We start from the raw sequence: 18,116 nt of genomic DNA, 5'->3' as shown, positions 1-18,116 counted from the left end.
AATTATTCATTTATTAAAGTTACAGTATATTAATATACATTATTTACTTCTAAGACTCATTAATTGTGAGTGAGAGATAATTGTTAATGTTATCAGGATATTTAAAATAAGAGTGTATTTATTAAGTAAAAAGCATTAAACACAGTTAACTGGGTTTAATGCTTTTTACTCTTAAAATGTTCTATATTGTTTTGTAATATCATCTTCATTATATGATAATCCAAACTCTGCTGCTATGTTATTAAAAAATACAATGATATTTTCTTTATCTTCTTTTAAAATAAAACCATGACGAATAAGTTTAGTATTTAAATCATTTATTTTTTCAATTGTTTCTTTAGTATAATTTATTATAGACTGGTCTTTTTCTATTGTATTTAAATCAGTTGTAGTTTCTAAGTTATTTACATAAGTTTCTAGTATCTTTTGTAAGTGATAAACATCATCAGCACTAAAGCTTGCTTTATTATCAACTATTACTTCATACATTGGATTAACTACTTCATAAATTAAATCATCATAAATATTATTCATATTTCTCCTCATTTCCATCACTAATTATAGTTAGTGACATATTATACTCTTTTAATTGGTTGTTAAAGTAATTTAACATGTCTTGTGCTGCTTGATTAGGATAGTAAGTAAACTCTATCACTACATCATGAACTTCTTTTCCTAGTGCCTCTTCTAGTTGTGCTTGAGGTAACTTCCCTACTTCTATTAATTCTAATAATTCATTTATTTTATCTTGTAGTAATGCAAGATGATTAAGTTGTTCTTCTTGCGATGCCTCCCATGGCATACTATCTGTTGCATATATTGCTGGCTTTTCACTTATAAAATCATAAGTTAAAATAAATTCAGATATTTCATTCATATTTAGTTTTCTCCATTTAATATTCCCGTGATTAAATTTTCTAAACAAACTCTAAAGTTATTATTATCTTCAGTAGTTCTTTTCTTGATTTTAGGCAATCTTATTTTTGCCTGGGATGCTTTTTTATTTAAATATCGTGTTTGCATTAAGGTATCTATGTTACTCATATTTATTTCAAAACCATTAGGATGAATAATATACACCCTTTTAGATAATAGCAAACTTGCTAATTCATAATCTTGTGTTATAGCTATATCATACTTATTTGCAATTGATAATATTTTAAAATCAGCACTATCTGCGCCCTTGTCTACTATTATAACACTTCCATACTCAACAGTGAGCAAATGTGAACTATCATGTACATAGATAAGTTCTAGATTATATCTTTTAGCAATATCCATTACAATATCATTAGTTGGATTAGCATCAGCATCTACAATTATTTTCATACACGATTCTCCTTTTTTATAAATCTTCTATTGTGGTTACTTTAATATTATAATATTCTGATTCAATATATTTTGGCTTAATATTTCCATAGGTAACAGCTACCATGACATCATCTGTAATATTATCATAATTATTAGTATCATACATTTTTTGATAGCATTGCTTAATATCTTTGGTTAAAAAGCCTTGTGGAGTCTGAGCATTCACTAAACAATTTCTATTTAAAGTGGTGTTTACATTATTGTCTTTATCTATTAAATGAATTGTATCTTTACTTAAAACACCTAAAAAAGCAGCTTTGTATTTAATAGTAGCTTTTGCTATTCTTTCAATTAAATCTAAGGTAATGAAACATCTTGCTCCATCATGGATTAAGACATATTCTGATTTTGCCTTTTTTAACCCATTATAAATGCTAGCATATCTTTCATTAGCACCCTTAACTATTGTTACATTGTAATTAGATAATATTGTCTCCATTAATGTTATTTCATCAGCATTAGCAACTACTATTATATTATCTATGTACTTAGATTTAGAAAATATATTTACTGTTTTTTCAATTATTGTTTCATCACCAATTTTATAAAACATTTTATTATACCCTAGCTTCATTCTAGATCCAGATCCTGCAGCACTAATTATTACACTAATCATCTTTTCACCTACTTTTTAGTTCTTTGATTTAAAAGTTTATTAATAACTTTATACCTAATTTTAGGATTCTTTACATTATAAGAAAGCAACTCATTTCCTACTTTTTCAATGAACTCTCCTTTAAATTTAGGATAGTTACTAGAACTTTCAAATTTTGTAATAAAAGATTTCAATTGTTTTATTGATATTAAATTAATTGGATTATCTTTTGATATAATATGAGTATCTATATTATAAACAACAATAGGTATAATTCTGTTGGCATCTATGTTTAAATATCTATTTAAAACATGTTTTTTAACATCTAATTCATAATAGGGATTTGTTATAGTAATTTTCTTATCTTTATTATTAATCAAGTACCATTCATTTAAGTTATCAGCATATAATTTAGAAGAGTGGTTTTTCATTTCTATGATATAAATATATTTATCAGCAAGAACAATAGCATCAAAATAAATATAGTTTTCTTTGTTCATTGGTAAAATTATTTCTTTAATATATGGATAGTCATATTCTTTATATATTATCTTTAATCTTCTAAATAAGTTGGTTTCAGAGAAATTTCCATAGAATTTTTTCTTTAATTTAAATAAAAGTATTATTATTGTAATAATTGCGATAATATATAGTATGTAAGTAACTATTGTGTTATTATACAAAAAGTCTAACATATTCATTATTGTAAACCTCCTTTATACATATTTTATTATATCATTAAAAATAAAAAATAATATAGTAATTGTATTGTAATAAGCGAGTTGTTTTTGTTAGAATAAAAATAGAATATAATATTTATCTATAAAAAGGAGAGAAATGTATGAAAATTAAATTAATAGTTGACTTTATGAATCCTAAATCAAAAGATATTGTAGATTACCTATTTGAGTACCGTAAAACAAATGATTTAGATCTTGAGATTGTATCTTATGATGAGTTTCATTTAGAGAATAAAATTAATAATGCCTATTATGGACTTTACTATGCTAATCGCATGGGTAATAGTTTAGATTATGTAAAATGTGTTTTAGATAGAAAATATGTTGATGGTAAGGATATTGCTGATATTACTGAATTAGCAGATTGTTATTCTACTATTGGCTATGATAAAAATGATTTCATTGATGCTTTACATGAAGGAGATTATCCTGAAATGCATGCAGTATTCCAAGAAATGTATAAAAATAAAGGAATATGTGAAGGTGCAGTATGTATAGCTTATCCAGATAATGTTGAAGAAATCTATGATTTAGGTCAATTAAAAGCTGCATTAGATGCTGCAAGAGATTAATTATAAATAGCACATAAACAAAAAAGAAATTTCTTAGTTGAAATTTCTTTTTTAATGCTTTTAATAACATAAAAAGTATCTTAATTTTTATAAAACTAGTGTTATACTTAAATAAAAAACAAAGTTTAGGAGTATATTATGAATAATCTAAATAAGAGAATTAAGTTAACAAAGTATGTATATATGTTTATAACTACTTTAATAGTTGTTGTTGGAGTATTTTTTAGTTATTTAATTGCAGAATTAAATGATGCACCTGGGGTAATTATATTAGGAACCACCCTTTCCTTAGGATTTGCAGCAGCAGTGTATGGTATTGGTGAAATATTATTGATTCAGTTGCAACATATTAATAAAAAATAGTGTACAAAAAAAAGCTATTGTTATTCAAATTGAATAAACAACAGCTTTTTTGTATATTAGACTATTCGACCCAACGGTATCCTAATCCTCTTACAGATTTAATTGATTGTAAGTTATCTAGTTTATGTCTAACCTTTTTTACAAATGAATCTACCTTACGAGAATTAATTGCATTAATTTCTTCAGATGGTTGATTCCAAATCTTTTCAATAATATCTGATCGTTTCAGTAATGTATTTTTGTTTTGTAAGAAATATACAAGTAAATCAAACTCTAATTGAGTTACATGTACTGCTTTACCATTATGGTATAAAGTATTTTGTGTTAGGTTTATTTGGATATTCTCTTTTTCACTTACTAGTACTTCATCATTAGTATTGTTATTTGAAATACTAACCTTATGACCTAGTAATGATTGTAATCTTCTATCTGTCAGTCTTAGATCAGCTCTTTTACAAATGAATTCTGCAATTCCAGCATCAATAAATGAGTCTAAATCATTATCTCCAAAACATTCTCCTAAAGATGTAACAATAACATTAGGTTTAATTCTATCAATAATTTTCTTGATTTGAACAACACTAATACTTCCAAATTTAACATCGCAAAGCACAATGTTAATATTTTTTGTTCGTACTATCTCCTCTAAAGAATCAATTGAACTAGTAAAGTAAAGTTGGGTTTCTGTATTTTTGTAATAATTGTAAGCTAATTCCTTAAAGTCTAAGTCTTTAGAAATTAATAATAAATTTGTCATAGTATCTTCCTATCTTTAATAAAAATTTTGTTTGAATTATACCCTTGATAATGTAAGTATTCAACATATATAATCAAATTTTAACATATAAATAGACAAAAGTTAATAACAATTTATTTTAAAATGCACAATAGCCACAAAACGTGCAAGATAGACCATTTATTGACAAGTGTATTTATATAGATAATCATTGTCTTTAACTTCATGGTTATTTTTGCGTTTATTTTTGCATATTTTGCAGATTTTAAAAGATTCCTTTTCCTTATATATAATATATAGCAATTTTTCTTAATTAAAATATGCATAATATTTGCATCAAAAAAGACCATTAATCAAACAAGTTGACTATAAATAAAAAAACTTTATAAATTGTCCAAAAAAGCTTGATTAAGTTTTATATAATTGGTATACTTATCTAGTGACTAGCGTTGAAGTGCGAGGTTGCTGACACACCGAAAGGGGTTGTCATGGAAATTCGCGTGGAGCAAGTTAATTCAAGAAATTAACGAAGGAGGTTGCAAATATGGCGCAACAGAAAATTAGAATTAAATTAAAAGCATATGATCATAGAATTTTAGATGCATCAGTGCAAAAAATTGTAGACGCTGCTAAAAGCTCAGGAGCTAAAGTAGTTGGACCAATTCCACTACCTACTGAAAAGCAAATCTACACAGTCATTAGAGCGGTTCACAAGTATAAAGATTCTCGTGAACAATTCGAAATGAGAACTCACAAAAGATTAATTGACATTGTTAACCCAACAGCTAAAACTACTGAAGTTTTAACTAGACTTGATTTACCAAGTGGTGTTGACATTGAAATTAAACTTTAATATTTAGGAGGATAAAGTATGAAAGGAATCTTAGGTCGTAAATTAGGGATGACTCAAGTCTTTACTACTGAAGGAGTATTGGTTCCAGTAACAGTTGTTGAATGTGAACCAAACATCATTACTCAACAAAAAACTGTTGAAACTGATGGATATACTGCAACACAAGTAGGATTTGAAGATAAAAAAGCTAGAAACCCTAAATACGGAAATGGTTTTAACAAACCAGAAAAAGGTCATTTTGACAAAGCAAATACCACACCTAAGCGCTTCGTTAGAGAATTTAAGTCTGAAGAGATGTCAGCTCTACAAGTAGGAAGTGCTATAAAGGTTGATATCTTTGAAGCTGGAGATATCGTTGATGCTGTAGGAACTAGTAAAGGTAAAGGGTTCCAAGGAGCTATCAAAAGACATGGTCAATCTAGAGGGCCTATGGCTCACGGTTCTAGATACCATAGACGTCCTGGATCAATGGGAGCTGTAGCAGCTAACCGTGTATTCAAAGGTAAGAAATTACCAGGACATATGGGTGTTAAAAGAACAACAGTTCAAAACTTAGAAATTGTAACTGTTGATGTTGAAAACAACTTATTATTAATTAAAGGAAACGTGCCTGGACCTAAAAAAGGTTTAGTAATGGTAAAAGAAGGAATTAAAGCCTTCAATAAAACTAAGAACGCAGTTGAATTAATTAACTATGCACCTGTACAAGAAACTGAAGAAGTAGTTGTTGAAACTACTACAGAAGCATAATAGGAGGAATAAGCAATGGCAAAAGTAGATTTATTTAACCAAGCTGGTTCAACAGTTGGACAAATCGAATTAAATGATGCTGTATTTGGAATTGAACCAAACACACAAACAATGTTCGATGCAGTTCTAACTTACAGAGCTTCTCTAAGACAGGGTACGCATCAAACAAAAAATCGTTCAGCTGTACGCGGTGGAGGAAGAAAACCATGGCGTCAAAAAGGAACAGGTCGTGCTCGTCAAGGATCAATTAGATCACCACAATGGCGTGGTGGTGGAGTAGTATTTGGACCTACTACAGAAAGAAACTATAAATTAAAAATGAACAAAAAAGCAGCAAGATTAGCTTTACGTTCAGCTTATAGTGTAGTTGTTAAAGATAAACAACTATTAGCATTAGATAGCATTTCATTCGATGCACCTAAAACTAAGGTATTCACTGAATTCTTAGCTGCATTCGAAGCTACAGAAAAGAAAACATTAGTAATTGTTGCTCCAGATAGCGATTCAGATAATTTATTTTTATCAGGACGTAACATTCAAAATGTTAAAATTGCTGAAGCAAACAGAATAGCTGTTGAAGATTTATTACACTTTGATGTTGTAATGATGACTCAAGATGCTATTAAAATGGTTGAGGAGGTACTTGCATAATGGCAGAGCAAATCAAACATTTCGAAACAATTAAAAGACCTATTATTACTGAACAGTCTATTAAACAATATCAAGAAGAAAACAAAGTTGTTGTAGAAGTTGATGTTAAGTCTAACAGAACAGAAGTAAAAAGAGCATTTGAAACTGCTTTTCCTGGATCTAAGGTTGAAAAAGTAAATATTATTCTTAGTAACCCTAGAACTAAAAGAAGAGGACGTTTCATGTCTAAGATTGGTAGAAAGAAAAAAGCAATTATTAAACTAAGCAAAGATTCTAAAGTTGATATCTACGGAATTGACTTTGAGTAATATACTGAATTAAACAAGGAGGTCTAGCGAAAATGGCAATTAAAAAATATAAGTCTACGACAAACGGTCGTCGTGGAATGTCAGTTCTAGTATTTGATGAAATCACTACTAGTCAGCCAGAAAAATCGCTTTTGGCTCCACTAAACAAGAACGGTGGACGTAATAACTCAGGTAAAATTACTGTTCGTCATCGTGGTGGAGGACATAAAAGAAAATACCGTATCATTGATTTTAAAAGAAATAAAGATGCTGTTATCGGACGCGTTGCAACAATTGAATACGATCCAAACAGATCTGCAAATATCGCTTTAATTAATTACTTAGATGGTGAAAAAAGATATATTATCGCACCTAAAGGATTAAAAGTTGGTATGGAAATTCAATCAGGAGATGTTGTTGACATTAAAGTAGGAAATGCATTAATGCTTAAAAACATCCCATCTGGAACAGTAGTTCACAATGTTGAATTACAACCAGGAAAAGGTGGTCAGCTTGCTCGTTCAGCTGGAACATCTGTTCAAGTATTAGGTAATGATGATGACAGATATACAACTGTAAGATTGAGTTCTGGAGAAGTTAGAAAAGTTCTTAACGACTGTAGAGCAACAATTGGAGAAGTTGGAAATGCCGATCATACATTAGTAAACATTGGTAAAGCCGGTCGTACAAGATGGCTAGGTGTTAAACCAACAGTTCGTGGATCTGTAATGAACCCTAACGATCACCCTCACGGTGGTGGGGAAGGTAGAACTCCAATTGGACGTAAAGCACCAGTTACTCCTTGGGGTAAACCAGCTCTTGGACTTAAAACAAGAAACAAAAAGAAAGCTTCAAGCAAATTAATCGTAAGAAGCAGAAAACAAAAATAATGCTTAATTAAAGGAGGAAATGTAATGGCTCGTAGTATTAAAAAGGGACCTTTCTGTGACGGATACTTATTCAAAAAAGTAGAAGAAGTAGAAAAAAGTGGTAAAAAGTCTGTAATCAAGACTTGGTCAAGAAGATCAACAATCTTCCCTGAATTTATTGAACATACATTTGCTGTATATAATGGTAGAGTACATGTTCCTGTATATGTAACTGAAGACATGGTAGGACACAAATTAGGAGAATTTGCTCCTACTAGAACGTACAAAGGACATGACTATGACGAAAAGAAAGCTAAAAGAAAATAAGCTAGAAGGAGGACAATTCAATGGAAGCAAAAGCTATTGCTAAAACTGTACGTATCGCTCCTCGAAAAGCTCGTCTAGTAGCTGACTTGGTTAGAGGAAAAAGTGTTATAGATGCAATCGTTGTATTAGCAAATACGAATAAGGCAGCAAGCCCGATTATTGATAAAGTAATCAAATCAGCTGTCGCAAACGCAGTAAACAATCATTCTATGAATGAAGAAACATTATATGTAAAAGAAATCTTAGTAAATGAAGGGGCAACGCTTAAAAGGTTCAGACCTAGAGCAAAAGGTAGTGCTAGCCCTATCATGAAAAGAACAAGCCACATCAGTGTTGTAATCGCTGAAAAGCAATAAGACTACAAAGGAGGTAGACGTATGGGACAAAAAGTTAATCCAGTAGGATTACGTGTTGGTGTCATCCGTGATTGGGATTCAAGATGGTACGCAGATAAAGAATATGGTACATTCCTAATCGAAGACGTTAAGATTCGTGAATTCTTAGCTAAAGAACTTAAAGATGGTTCAGTTTCTAAAGTAGAAATCGAACGTACTAAAGATAAGATAGATTTATTTATTCATACTTCAAAACCAGGTATCATTATTGGTAAAGGTGGAGAAGGAATTGAAGGGCTAAAAACAAAATTAGCTAGAAAATTCAAAGGGAAAAAATTTCAAATTAATGTAGTTGAAGTTAAAAACCCAGATGCAGATGCTCAATTATTAGCATATTCAATTGCTGAACAATTAGAAAATCGTGCATCATTTAGAACAGTTCAAAAAAGAGCTATTCAAAGAGCAATGAGAGCCGGAGCTAAAGGAGTTAAAACTTTAGTATCAGGTCGTTTAGGTGGAGCAGATATGGCTCGTTCTGAAGGTTATTCAGAAGGAAACGTACCTCTTCATACAATTAGAGCTGACATTGACTATGCAACTGCAGAAGCAATGACAACTTACGGACTTCTAGGAATTAAAGTATGGATCTATAAAGGAGAAATCCTTGGAAAAAGAACTGTAGATTTAGATGCTAGAGAAAAAGAAAGAACTAACAGACGTCAAGGTAAGAAAAACGACAACAGAAGAGATAATAACAGACGTACTAATAACGAGGAGGCTAAGTAATTATGTTGATGCCAAAAAGAACTAAATATAGAAGACCTCATCGTATTAGCTATGAAGGAAAAGCTAAAGGTGGAACTACAATTGCCTTTGGTGAGTACGGATTAAAATCTCAATCTGGAGCTTGGATTACTAACCGTCAAATTGAAGCGGCTCGTATTGCTATGACTCGTTACATGAAACGTTATGGTAAAGTTTGGATTAGAATTTTCCCACATTTAGCAAAAACTGCTAAACCTATGGAAGTACGTATGGGATCTGGTAAAGGGGCACCTGATGGATGGGTTGCTGTAGTAAAAGAAGGAAAAATCATGTTTGAAATCGCTGGAGTACCTGAAGAAGTTGCTCGTGAAGCGTTAAGACTTGCTTCTCACAAATTACCAGTAAAAACTAAATTTGTAGTTAAAGGAGAGGAAAACTAATGAGAATAGATGAAATCAGAAATTTATCTGTTGCTGAACTAAACGCAAAAGTTCTTGAATTAAAAAAAGAATTATTCGAATTAAGATTCCAACAAGCTACAGGTCAATTAGAAAAACCAAAACAAATGAGAGATGTTAAAAAAACAATCGCTCGTATTAAAACTGTAATTACAGAAAAACAAATGACAGAATAAGGAGGATTTGAAAATGGAAAGAAATAACCGTAAAGTATTAACTGGTAAAGTTGTATCTGATAAAATGGATAAAACTATTACAGTAGTAGTTGAAACATATAAAATACATCCTCTATATTCTAAACGTGTAAGATATTCTAAAAAATATAAAGCTCATGATGAAAATAACATTGCTAACATTGGAGATACAGTTACAATAATGGAAACTAGACCATTATCTGCAACAAAAAGATTCCGTTTAGTAGAGGTTACACAAAAAGCTGTTATTATCTAATAATAACTTATAATAAATGTAATTATAATCATATAATTAACTCTGGAAGGAGGAGCACAGAATGGTTCAAAACGAATCTAGATTGAAAGTTGCTGACAATACAGGAGCAAAAGAAGTTCTTGTAATCAGAAACTTAGGTGGATCAGTAAAAAAATATTCTAACATTGGTGACGTATTTGTTTGTACAGTAAAACAAGCATCTCCAGGTGGAATGGTTAAAAAAGGTGAAGTTGTTAAAGCGGTAGTAGTTAGATCTAAGACTGGTATCAGACGTAACGATGGATCATATATAAAATTTGATGAAAATGCTGCAGTAATCTTAAAAGATGATAATACACCAAGAGGTACTCGTATCTTTGGTCCAGTAGCAAGAGAGTTAAGAGAAAAAGATTTCATGAAAATCGTTTCACTAGCTCCAGAAGTACTGTAGTAATACCAGTGATATAGGAGGTGTTCTAATGCACGTTAAAACAGGAGATCTTGTTCAAGTAATCGCAGGTAAGGACAAGGGAAAACAAGGTAAAATCTTAAAAGTAATAACTAAAGAAAACCGTGTTATAGTTGAAGGTGTTAATATAATTACTAAACATTTAAAACCTAGTAATGTTAACCCTGATGGTGGCGTGGTTAAAACTGAAGGGAAAATTCATGCATCTAATGTAATGATTCTTGACCCTAAAACTAACGAACCAACAAGATTTAATAAAGAAATTAAAGACGGTAAAAAAGTACGTATTTCTAAAAAAACAGGAAACGTAATTGATACTGATAAATAGTTAAAGCGAAAGGAGGTCACAAGATATGAATCGTTTAAGAGAACGTTATGAAAATGAAATCAAAAAAAGTTTATTCGAAAAATTTGGTTATAGTAGTACAATGCAAGTACCACTTGTTGAAAAAATTGTAATCAACATTGGTGTTGGTGATGCAGTACATAATTCAAAATTACTTGATGAATCAGTTGCAGAACTAGAAATGATCAGTGGTCAAAAGCCAGTTATCACTAGAGCTAAAAAAGCAATCGCTGGATTCAAGCTTCGTGAAGGAGTACCTATTGGAACTAAGGTAACACTTAGAGGAGAAAAAATGTACGACTTTTTAGACAAATTAGTTTCTATTTCATTACCTCGTGTACGTGATTTCAGAGGAGTATCGGCTGACTCATTTGATGGAAGAGGAAACTACACATTAGGTGTTAAGGAACAATTAATCTTCCCAGAAATTAACTTTGATAAAGTTAACAAAACAAGAGGGATGGATATCGTAATCGTAACAACAGCAAATACTGATGAAGAAGCAAGAGAATTGCTTACTCAATTAGGTATGCCATTCAAAAAATAAAGGAGGGCAATACATTATGGCTAAAACGTCATTAATCGTGAAACAACAAAGACCACAAAAATTCAAAGTTAGAGAATATACTAGATGCGAAAGATGTGGTAGACCACACAGTGTACTGAAAAAATTTAAATTGTGCCGTATTTGTTTCCGTGAATTAGCATATAAAGGACAAATCCCAGGTGTTAAAAAAGCAAGCTGGTAATATACATTAAACGCTTTGAAAGGAGGACAACTCAATGGTAATGACAGATCCAATTGCAGATATGTTCACTAGAATTCGTAACGCTAACCAAATGCGTCATGAAAAAGTAATACTTCCAAGTTCAAAAATGAAGGTAGAAATCGCCAAAGTTCTTGAAGCGGAAGGTTTCATTAATGCTTATAGTGTTAGTGAAGGAGTAAAAAAAGAATTAACTATCGAATTAAGATATGGAAAATCAAACGAAAGAGTAATCACTGGAATTAAGAGAGTATCTAAACCAGGACTACGTGTTTACGCTAAAAGTGATGAACTTCCTAAGGTGTTAAACGGTTTAGGACTTGCTATCATTTCAACTCCAAAAGGACTTATGGGTGAAAAACAAGCTCGTAAAGAAAATATTGGTGGAGAAGTAGTAGGTTACGTTTGGTAGTATTAATATAGAAATAACGGAGGTGTAATAAATGTCTCGTATAGGATATAAAGTAATCGATTTACCTGAAAAAGTAGAAGTAACTGTTGATGAAAATAATCATGTAACAGTAAAAGGACCTAAAGGTGAATTATCATATACATTCAATCCTGAACTTACAATTAAAGTTGAAGAAAATCAGGTTTCAGTTGAAAGACCAAATGAGCTTAAGAAATTTAAGCAACTTCACGGTACAACTAGAGCAATTATTGCTAACATGGTTGTTGGTGTAAGTGAAGGTTATAAAATTGATTTAGAAATCGTCGGACTAGGTTACCGTGCACAATTGCAAGGAAACAAATTAGTACTAAACATCGGATACTCTCACTTAGTAGAGTTCGAAGTGATCGACGGAATCACTGTTGAAGTTCCAAGTAATACACAAATTTCAATCAGTGGTATTGACAAACAAGTAGTAGGAGAATTCGCTGCTGTTGTCAGAGCAACTAGAAAACCAGAACCATATAAAGGTAAAGGTATTCGCTACAAAGGTGAACAAGTTGTTCGTAAAGAAGGTAAAAAAGCCGGTAAATAATTGGCTTAAGAACATTAAGAAAGGAAGTTCAATATTATGGCAAACAAACTTTCACGTAATGAAAATCGTCAAAAGCGTCACGGAAGAGTTCGTGCAAAAATATCTGGAACTGCTGAGTGTCCACGTCTAAATGTTTTCCGTTCTAATAAAAACATCACTGCACAACTTGTAGATGATGTTTCTGGAACAACTATTGCTAGCGCTTCAACTGCTGAACTTAAAATAGAAAACGGTGGAAATATTGAAGCCGCTCAAAAAGTAGGTAAAGAAGTAGCTGAAAGAGCAAAAGCAAAAGATGTGACTAAAGTAGTATTCGACCGTGGTGGATATATCTATCATGGTAGAGTAAAAGCATTAGCTGATGCAGCAAGAGAAGCTGGATTAGAATTCTAAAAGGAGGTAACAAGATGGATCGCAAACCTAGAAGAAAAGAAAAAACAGATAACTTCGAAGAGCGCGTTGTTACGATTAACCGTGTAACTAAAGTAGTTAAAGGTGGACGTCGTTTCAGATTCGCTGCCTTAGTTGTCGTTGGAGATAAAAACGGTCAAGTTGGATTTGGTACAGGTAAAGCAAATGAAGTACCAGATGCAATCAAAAAAGCTATTGAAGCTGCAAAAAATAATTTAATTACTGTTCCAATTATAAATAAATCAACTGTACCACATGAAATTACTGGTAGATTCGGAGCTGGAAAAGTATTCCTTAAACCAGCTGCACCAGGTACTGGAGTTATTGCCGGAGGACCTGTCCGTGCTGTACTTGAGCTTGCTGGTATAACTGATATTCTTTCAAAATCTATCGGATCAAGTACTCCAATCAATATGGTTAGAGCAACTGTTTCAGGATTAGAAGAATTAAAAACTGCTGAAAATTATGCAGCCTTAAGAGGTAAAACAGTAGAGGAAATAAGAGGTTACTAATATGTTAGAAATTACATTAAAAAGAAGCCTTATTAAATCTAAGAAAAAGCAAATTGCAACTGCAAAAGCTCTTGGATTAACAAAAATTGGACAAACAGTAACAAAACAAAACAATGCTGCAACTAAAGGTATGATAACTGTAGTTGCTCACTTAGTAGAAGTAAAAGAAGTTTAATAGGAGGTGTACACATGAAGTTACATGAATTAACTTATACACCAGGTGCTCGTCACGCGAAAAAACGTGTTGGTCGTGGAACTGGTTCAGGAACTGGGAAGACTGCTGGTAGAGGTACTAAAGGTCAAAATTCTAGATCTGGTGGTGGAGTTAGACCTGGATTTGAAGGTGGACAAACTCCTTTATTCCAACGTTTACCAAAACGTGGATTTACTAACAGAAATAGAAAAGAATATACAACAATTAACTTAGACGTACTTAATAAATTTGAAAATGGTACTGAAATCACTCCTGAATTCTTAAAGGATAATGGAGTAGTTAAACAAGTAAAAACTGGGATTAAAATTTTGGGGAATGGGCAATTAGATAAAAAACTTACTATATCTGCTCATAAGTTTTCGAACACAGCTAAAGAAGCAATTGAAGCTGCAGGTGGAAGCGTAATAGAACTATAAGATGAAGTTCAAAAGACTTAAAGCTTTATTTACAAATCCAGAAATTCGCAAGAAAGCTTTCTTCACATTAGGAATTCTACTAGTATTTAGAATAGGGGTCCACATAAGTATCCCAGGTGTGGATATAGATAGCATAAAGCAGGCAACAGTTGGGTCTGGTGCCGGGATTTTTGAAATAATGAATATGCTTGGTGGTAATGCATTATCTAACTACTCAATCTTTGGGTTGGGAGTTGGGCCTTACATTACAGCATCAATCATAATACAATTACTAGCGATGGACATAGTTCCATACCTATCTGACTTGCAAAACAGTGGGGAAGCTGGTAGAAAGAAACTATCACAAATCACAAGATGGATTTCAATAGTTCTTTCTCTTGCACAAGGGTATATGTTAACAATTGCATTTAACACACAATATGCCTCAGTATTAAATCCTACTTTTATGGGATTTACAACCATTGCATTTATTATGATGGCAGGAGCAATGTTTATACTTTGGCTTGCTGATCAAATAACTGTAAAAGGTTTAGGAAACGGAACAAGTATGATTATATTTGCCGGAATTGTAGACAAAGTGCCTATTTCATTCTGGAACATTATGAAAAGCTTTTTCCAAAACACATCTAATTCAGATGTAATGGCAACATTAATGTCTGTAGGTGTTATTGTATTGTTTGTTGTACTTATTGTCTTTACAGTATTTACACAGCAAGCAACAAGAAAGATTCCTATACAATATGCAAGTAATACAACAAAAGCTGGTGAGACAACATACTTACCATTTAAAATTAATGTCGCTGGAGTAATACCTGTTATCTTTGCATCTGCAATTTTAATGGCACCAGCAACAATAATGCAATTTGTTGCTCCAAATGCAACAGATGGCGTTGCAGGATTCTTTACACAATTGTTTGATTATTCAACACCACAAGGTTTAGTATTATACATTGGATTAATATTTGCCTTCACATATTTCTATGCTCACCTACAAGTTGATGCAAAAAAACTTGCAGAGAACTTAGGAAGATCTGGTGGTTATATCATCGGTGTTAGACCAGGTGAAGAAACTAGACAATTTGTAATAAAAACTGTTAATAAGTTAAATTTCTTAGGAGCAGCATCGCTAGCTATCATTGCAGCAGTACCAATAATATTGCCAATGATTAGTGGTATTGACCGTGGACAAGCCTATGGATTAGGTGGAACAGGATTAATAATTATGGTCGGTGTCGCACTTGAAATGGTTACTAAAATTGATAGTATGAATTCTACAACTACTAAAAGAAGCTTTATCAAATAAGGAGGTTTTCAATTATGAATATTATATTTATGGGCCCTCCAGGTGCAGGTAAAGGTACTCAGGCTGAACAGATTGTAGCTAAATACAATATCCCTCATATTTCAACAGGTGATATGTTTAGAGCTGCAATCAGCAACCAAACTAAACTTGGCCTAGAAGCAAAGGGTTTTATGGATGCTGGTAAACTGGTACCAGATGAATTAACAATCGGAATTGTAAACGAAAGATTACATGAAGATGATGTAGCTAATGGTTTCTTGCTTGATGGTTTTCCAAGAACAATAAATCAAGCAGTAGCATTAAATGAAATTTTAGATAAAATGGATAAAAAGTTGGATGTTGCAATCAATATCGATGCTCCATTTGATATTTTATTAAAAAGACTAGTTTCTAGACGTATGTGTCGTTCATGCGGTACTTCATACCATTTAGAATTTAAACCACCTGTAACTCAGGATGTTTGTGATAAATGTGGTGGAGAATTATATCAAAGATCAGACGATAATGAAGAAGCTGCTACAGTAAGATTAGAAACATATACTAATGAAACTGCTCCACTTATTAATTTCTATAAAGAACAAGGTATCTTAAAAGAAATTGATGGTGTGCAATCAGTTGAAAAAGTATTTAATGATATTAGTGCGTATCTTGAGGATTTAGCGTAATGATTACTATTAAATCAAAACGTGAAATTGAGCTAATGGCTCATGCTGGACACATTGTAGCTCTTGTTCACCAAAAGATGAATGATATAATTAAACCCGGTATGACTACTAGAGAATTAGATACTATAGCACGAAATATTATCTTAGAAAATGATGCTAAGCCATCTTTTCTAGGATATGGTGGATTTCCTGCAAGTGTATGTGCATCAGTAAACCAAGTCTTAGTACATGGATTTCCTGATGATAAACCTTTAGTTGAAGGTGATATTGTTACTATTGATGTTGGTGCCGAATATAAAGGTTATCATGGAGATAGTGCATGGACATATGCAGTTGGTGAAGTAAGCCAAGAAGACCGTCAATTGATGGATGTTACTAAAGAATCACTTTTTCAAGCTTTATCAATAGTAAAACCTGGAATTCATTTATCAGATATATCTAATACTGTTCAAACATATGTTGAAAGTTTTGGATTTTCAGTACCAATTGAATATACAGGTCATGGAATTGGAACTCATTTACATGAAGATCCAGCTATTCCAAACTATGGAAAAGCAGGGCGCGGTCCTATCTTAAAAGAAGGAATGGCTCTTGCAATTGAACCAATGGTCAATGCTGGAAAAAGAAATACAAAAACTTTAAGAGATGGATGGACTGTTGAAACTGTAGATCACAAAAAGACAGCCCATTATGAACATACCATCATCGTCACAGCTGATGGTTATGAAATATTAACCAAGTTGTAGAGGAGGACAGTATGGCTAAAGAAGATGTTATTGAAGTAGATGGAGTGGTTCTTGAATCACTACCTAACACAATGTTTAAGGTGAAATTAGAAAACGGACATGTACTTAATGCTCACGTTTCTGGTAAAATCCGTATGCACTACATCCGCATTTTACCAGGTGATAAAGTTACATTGGAAATTTCTCCTTATGATTTAACACGTGGGCGAATTACTTTTCGACACAAGTAGTTAAGGAGGTATATAACTATGAAAGTAAGAGCATCAGTAAAACCAATGTGCGACAAATGTCGTATCATCAAGAGAAAAGGTCGCGTTATGGTTATTTGCCCTATCGCGAAACATAAACAAAGACAAGGATAATCAGGAGGTGCAGCTATGGCTCGTATAGCAGGTGTAGATATTCCTAACGATAAGAGAGCAGTTATTTCTCTAACTTATATATTTGGAATTGGTAAAACAACAGCTCAAAAGATTCTTGCAGAATCTGGTGTGAGCGAAGACACTAGAATTAAAGATTTAACTGAAGATGAATTAACAAAAATCAGAACAGTTATTGATGGATACAAAGTAGAAGGTGACTTACGTCGTGATGTTCAATTAAACATCAAACGTCTTATGGAAATCGGTTCATACCGTGGAATGAGACATCGTCGTGGATTACCTGTCAGAGGACAAAAAACAAAAACAAATGCACGTACACGTAAAGGACCACGTCGTGCAGTTGCTGGTAAGAAAAAATAATCAAAGGAGGTTTTTGATATGGCAAAAAGACCTGTTCGTGGAAAACGTAAAGTCAAAAAAAATATACCAACTGGTATAGCACATATTCATTCGACATTTAATAATACAATCGTTACTATTTCAGATGATCATGGAAATGTAATCGCTTGGTCAAGTGCTGGAGCATTAGGAATCAAAGGTTCAAGAAAATCTACTCCTTATGCAGCACAAATGGTTGGTGAAGCAGCAGCTAAAGCTGCTATGGATAATGGTATGCAAAAAGTTGAAGTAAGCGTAAAAGGGCCTGGACCTGGACGTGAAGCAGCAGTTAGATCACTTCAAATTGCTGGGTTAGAAATCAACTCAATCAAGGATGTTACACCAATTCCTCATAATGGGTGTCGTCCTCCAAAAAGACCAAGAGGATAGTTTATATCGATTAGAAAGGGGATTGCTGG

36 protein-coding genes are annotated in these 18,116 nt (G+C 32.3%); 30 read left to right on the top strand and 6 right to left on the bottom strand.

What is annotated here, in order from left to right; all coding sequences use genetic code 4:
* Window positions 1-171 precede the first annotated feature (171 nt).
* The 5 genes from ACD762_RS09440 to ACD762_RS09420 are packed head-to-tail and all read right to left on the bottom strand — an operon-like array spanning window position 172 to window position 2,667.
* Entirely contained in the window at window positions 172-534 is a 363-nt protein-coding gene (locus ACD762_RS09440; protein WP_423363748.1) for a hypothetical protein, read from the bottom strand.
* The gene (locus ACD762_RS09435; RefSeq protein WP_423363747.1) at window positions 527-877 is read right to left on the bottom strand and encodes a DUF6572 domain-containing protein; all 351 of its coding nucleotides are present in this window, start codon (window positions 875-877) and stop codon (window positions 527-529) included. Before ACD762_RS09435 ends, ACD762_RS09440 begins: the two co-directional genes overlap by 8 nt.
* 2 nt (window positions 878-879) lie before the next feature.
* Window positions 880-1,329: a DUF188 domain-containing protein gene (locus ACD762_RS09430; RefSeq protein WP_423363746.1), complete on the bottom strand. Its 450-nt coding sequence runs from the start codon at window positions 1,327-1,329 to the stop codon at window positions 880-882.
* A gap of 16 nt (window positions 1,330-1,345) precedes the next feature.
* Window positions 1,346-1,987, bottom strand: a complete 642-nt coding sequence (gene ispD, locus ACD762_RS09425; RefSeq protein WP_423363745.1) for a 2-C-methyl-D-erythritol 4-phosphate cytidylyltransferase — start codon at window positions 1,985-1,987, stop codon at window positions 1,346-1,348.
* Window positions 1,988-1,995: 8 nt separating this feature from the next.
* On the bottom strand, window positions 1,996-2,667 hold the full coding sequence (locus tag ACD762_RS09420; protein ID WP_423363744.1) for a nuclease-related domain-containing protein: 672 nt from the start codon (window positions 2,665-2,667) through the stop codon (window positions 1,996-1,998).
* A gap of 140 nt (window positions 2,668-2,807) precedes the next feature.
* On the opposite strand from ACD762_RS09420, the gene ACD762_RS09415 reads away from it, so the two are divergent.
* Together ACD762_RS09415 and ACD762_RS09410 are read left to right on the top strand one after the other, a co-directional pair.
* Window positions 2,808-3,278 (top strand): hypothetical protein, encoded by a 471-nt coding sequence (locus tag ACD762_RS09415; protein ID WP_423363743.1) that lies wholly within the window; start codon window positions 2,808-2,810, stop codon window positions 3,276-3,278.
* 138 nt (window positions 3,279-3,416) lie between these two features.
* On the top strand, window positions 3,417-3,641 hold the full coding sequence (locus tag ACD762_RS09410; RefSeq protein WP_423363742.1) for a hypothetical protein: 225 nt from the start codon (window positions 3,417-3,419) through the stop codon (window positions 3,639-3,641).
* A gap of 61 nt (window positions 3,642-3,702) precedes the next feature.
* Here the strand turns inward: ACD762_RS09410 and ACD762_RS09405 are convergent, their stop codons facing one another.
* Window positions 3,703-4,398: a winged helix-turn-helix domain-containing protein gene (locus tag ACD762_RS09405; RefSeq protein WP_423363741.1), complete on the bottom strand. Its 696-nt coding sequence runs from the start codon at window positions 4,396-4,398 to the stop codon at window positions 3,703-3,705.
* A 523-nt stretch (window positions 4,399-4,921) separates the two neighbouring features.
* On the opposite strand from ACD762_RS09405, the gene rpsJ reads away from it, so the two are divergent.
* The 28 genes from rpsJ to rpsK all read left to right on the top strand — a co-directional run bounded on the left by rpsJ (window position 4,922) and on the right by rpsK (window position 18,087).
* Window positions 4,922-5,230 (top strand): 30S ribosomal protein S10, encoded by a 309-nt coding sequence (rpsJ, locus tag ACD762_RS09400; protein ID WP_423363740.1) that lies wholly within the window; start codon window positions 4,922-4,924, stop codon window positions 5,228-5,230.
* Window positions 5,231-5,248: 18 nt separating this feature from the next.
* Window positions 5,249-5,980, top strand: coding sequence for a 50S ribosomal protein L3 (rplC, locus tag ACD762_RS09395; RefSeq protein ID WP_423363739.1), 732 nt, complete (start codon window positions 5,249-5,251; stop codon window positions 5,978-5,980).
* A gap of 15 nt (window positions 5,981-5,995) precedes the next feature.
* On the top strand, window positions 5,996-6,631 hold the full coding sequence (gene rplD / locus ACD762_RS09390; RefSeq protein ID WP_423363738.1) for a 50S ribosomal protein L4: 636 nt from the start codon (window positions 5,996-5,998) through the stop codon (window positions 6,629-6,631).
* On the top strand, window positions 6,631-6,939 hold the full coding sequence (gene rplW / locus ACD762_RS09385) for a 50S ribosomal protein L23 (protein WP_423363737.1): 309 nt from the start codon (window positions 6,631-6,633) through the stop codon (window positions 6,937-6,939). Before rplD ends, rplW begins: the two co-directional genes overlap by 1 nt.
* A 32-nt stretch (window positions 6,940-6,971) precedes the next feature.
* Window positions 6,972-7,808 (top strand): 50S ribosomal protein L2, encoded by an 837-nt coding sequence (gene rplB / locus ACD762_RS09380; protein ID WP_423363736.1) that lies wholly within the window; start codon window positions 6,972-6,974, stop codon window positions 7,806-7,808.
* Window positions 7,809-7,832: 24 nt separating this feature from the next.
* Window positions 7,833-8,114 carry a 30S ribosomal protein S19 gene (gene rpsS / locus ACD762_RS09375; protein ID WP_423363735.1) on the top strand — a complete coding sequence of 94 codons (282 nt, stop codon included), beginning with the start codon at window positions 7,833-7,835 and terminating at the stop codon, window positions 8,112-8,114.
* 20 nt (window positions 8,115-8,134) lie between these two features.
* Window positions 8,135-8,470, top strand: coding sequence for a 50S ribosomal protein L22 (gene rplV / locus ACD762_RS09370; RefSeq protein ID WP_423363734.1), 336 nt, complete (start codon window positions 8,135-8,137; stop codon window positions 8,468-8,470).
* A 21-nt stretch (window positions 8,471-8,491) separates the two neighbouring features.
* Window positions 8,492-9,235 (top strand): 30S ribosomal protein S3, encoded by a 744-nt coding sequence (rpsC, locus tag ACD762_RS09365; RefSeq protein WP_423363733.1) that lies wholly within the window; start codon window positions 8,492-8,494, stop codon window positions 9,233-9,235.
* A 2-nt stretch (window positions 9,236-9,237) separates the two neighbouring features.
* The gene (gene rplP / locus ACD762_RS09360; RefSeq protein ID WP_423363731.1) at window positions 9,238-9,654 is read left to right on the top strand and encodes a 50S ribosomal protein L16; all 417 of its coding nucleotides are present in this window, start codon (window positions 9,238-9,240) and stop codon (window positions 9,652-9,654) included.
* Window positions 9,654-9,848, top strand: coding sequence for a 50S ribosomal protein L29 (gene rpmC, locus ACD762_RS09355; protein WP_423363730.1), 195 nt, complete (start codon window positions 9,654-9,656; stop codon window positions 9,846-9,848). The genes rplP and rpmC overlap by 1 nt, the downstream gene beginning before the upstream one ends.
* A gap of 13 nt (window positions 9,849-9,861) precedes the next feature.
* A complete protein-coding gene (rpsQ, locus tag ACD762_RS09350; protein WP_423363729.1) occupies window positions 9,862-10,122 on the top strand; it encodes a 30S ribosomal protein S17 in 261 nt (86 codons plus the stop codon).
* 61 nt (window positions 10,123-10,183) lie between these two features.
* A complete protein-coding gene (rplN, locus tag ACD762_RS09345) occupies window positions 10,184-10,552 on the top strand; it encodes a 50S ribosomal protein L14 (RefSeq protein ID WP_423363728.1) in 369 nt (122 codons plus the stop codon).
* Window positions 10,553-10,580: 28 nt separating this feature from the next.
* The gene (gene rplX, locus ACD762_RS09340) at window positions 10,581-10,898 is read left to right on the top strand and encodes a 50S ribosomal protein L24 (protein WP_423363727.1); all 318 of its coding nucleotides are present in this window, start codon (window positions 10,581-10,583) and stop codon (window positions 10,896-10,898) included.
* Window positions 10,899-10,923: 25 nt separating this feature from the next.
* On the top strand, window positions 10,924-11,463 hold the full coding sequence (rplE, locus tag ACD762_RS09335; protein ID WP_423363726.1) for a 50S ribosomal protein L5: 540 nt from the start codon (window positions 10,924-10,926) through the stop codon (window positions 11,461-11,463).
* A gap of 16 nt (window positions 11,464-11,479) precedes the next feature.
* On the top strand, window positions 11,480-11,665 hold the full coding sequence (locus ACD762_RS09330) for a type Z 30S ribosomal protein S14 (protein ID WP_423363725.1): 186 nt from the start codon (window positions 11,480-11,482) through the stop codon (window positions 11,663-11,665).
* 34 nt (window positions 11,666-11,699) lie between these two features.
* Window positions 11,700-12,095, top strand: a complete 396-nt coding sequence (gene rpsH, locus ACD762_RS09325; protein WP_423363724.1) for a 30S ribosomal protein S8 — start codon at window positions 11,700-11,702, stop codon at window positions 12,093-12,095.
* Between the two features lie 31 nt (window positions 12,096-12,126).
* Entirely contained in the window at window positions 12,127-12,669 is a 543-nt protein-coding gene (gene rplF / locus ACD762_RS09320) for a 50S ribosomal protein L6 (RefSeq protein WP_423363723.1), read from the top strand.
* 36 nt (window positions 12,670-12,705) lie between these two features.
* The gene (gene rplR / locus ACD762_RS09315) at window positions 12,706-13,062 is read left to right on the top strand and encodes a 50S ribosomal protein L18 (protein ID WP_423363722.1); all 357 of its coding nucleotides are present in this window, start codon (window positions 12,706-12,708) and stop codon (window positions 13,060-13,062) included.
* A gap of 14 nt (window positions 13,063-13,076) precedes the next feature.
* Window positions 13,077-13,592, top strand: coding sequence for a 30S ribosomal protein S5 (rpsE, locus tag ACD762_RS09310; protein ID WP_423363721.1), 516 nt, complete (start codon window positions 13,077-13,079; stop codon window positions 13,590-13,592).
* 1 nt (window position 13,593) lies between these two features.
* Window positions 13,594-13,767 (top strand): 50S ribosomal protein L30, encoded by a 174-nt coding sequence (gene rpmD / locus ACD762_RS09305; RefSeq protein WP_423363720.1) that lies wholly within the window; start codon window positions 13,594-13,596, stop codon window positions 13,765-13,767.
* Window positions 13,768-13,781: 14 nt separating this feature from the next.
* Window positions 13,782-14,222 carry a 50S ribosomal protein L15 gene (gene rplO / locus ACD762_RS09300; protein WP_423363719.1) on the top strand — a complete coding sequence of 147 codons (441 nt, stop codon included), beginning with the start codon at window positions 13,782-13,784 and terminating at the stop codon, window positions 14,220-14,222.
* Between the two features lies 1 nt (window position 14,223).
* Window positions 14,224-15,525 (top strand): preprotein translocase subunit SecY, encoded by a 1,302-nt coding sequence (gene secY / locus ACD762_RS09295; protein WP_423363718.1) that lies wholly within the window; start codon window positions 14,224-14,226, stop codon window positions 15,523-15,525.
* A 14-nt stretch (window positions 15,526-15,539) separates the two neighbouring features.
* Window positions 15,540-16,190 (top strand): adenylate kinase, encoded by a 651-nt coding sequence (locus ACD762_RS09290; RefSeq protein ID WP_423363717.1) that lies wholly within the window; start codon window positions 15,540-15,542, stop codon window positions 16,188-16,190.
* Window positions 16,190-16,936, top strand: coding sequence for a type I methionyl aminopeptidase (gene map / locus ACD762_RS09285; RefSeq protein WP_423363716.1), 747 nt, complete (start codon window positions 16,190-16,192; stop codon window positions 16,934-16,936). The genes ACD762_RS09290 and map overlap by 1 nt, the downstream gene beginning before the upstream one ends.
* An 11-nt stretch (window positions 16,937-16,947) precedes the next feature.
* A complete protein-coding gene (infA, locus tag ACD762_RS09280; RefSeq protein WP_423363715.1) occupies window positions 16,948-17,166 on the top strand; it encodes a translation initiation factor IF-1 in 219 nt (72 codons plus the stop codon).
* An 18-nt stretch (window positions 17,167-17,184) separates the two neighbouring features.
* Complete coding sequence (gene rpmJ / locus ACD762_RS09275; RefSeq protein ID WP_423363714.1) at window positions 17,185-17,298, top strand: 50S ribosomal protein L36; 114 nt, start codon at window positions 17,185-17,187, stop codon at window positions 17,296-17,298.
* Between the two features lie 15 nt (window positions 17,299-17,313).
* A complete protein-coding gene (gene rpsM / locus ACD762_RS09270) occupies window positions 17,314-17,679 on the top strand; it encodes a 30S ribosomal protein S13 (protein WP_423363713.1) in 366 nt (121 codons plus the stop codon).
* 18 nt (window positions 17,680-17,697) lie between these two features.
* Complete coding sequence (gene rpsK, locus ACD762_RS09265; protein WP_423363712.1) at window positions 17,698-18,087, top strand: 30S ribosomal protein S11; 390 nt, start codon at window positions 17,698-17,700, stop codon at window positions 18,085-18,087.
* Window positions 18,088-18,116 lie beyond the last annotated feature (29 nt).

Source organism: Mycoplasma sp. P36-A1 (assembly GCF_049478495.1).
Taxonomy (GTDB): domain Bacteria; phylum Bacillota_I; class Bacilli_A; order JAJDGJ01; family JAJDGJ01; genus P36-A1.
The sequence above is the reverse complement of the archived record's forward strand: the minus strand, read 5'-3'. Positions and strand labels throughout refer to the sequence as shown.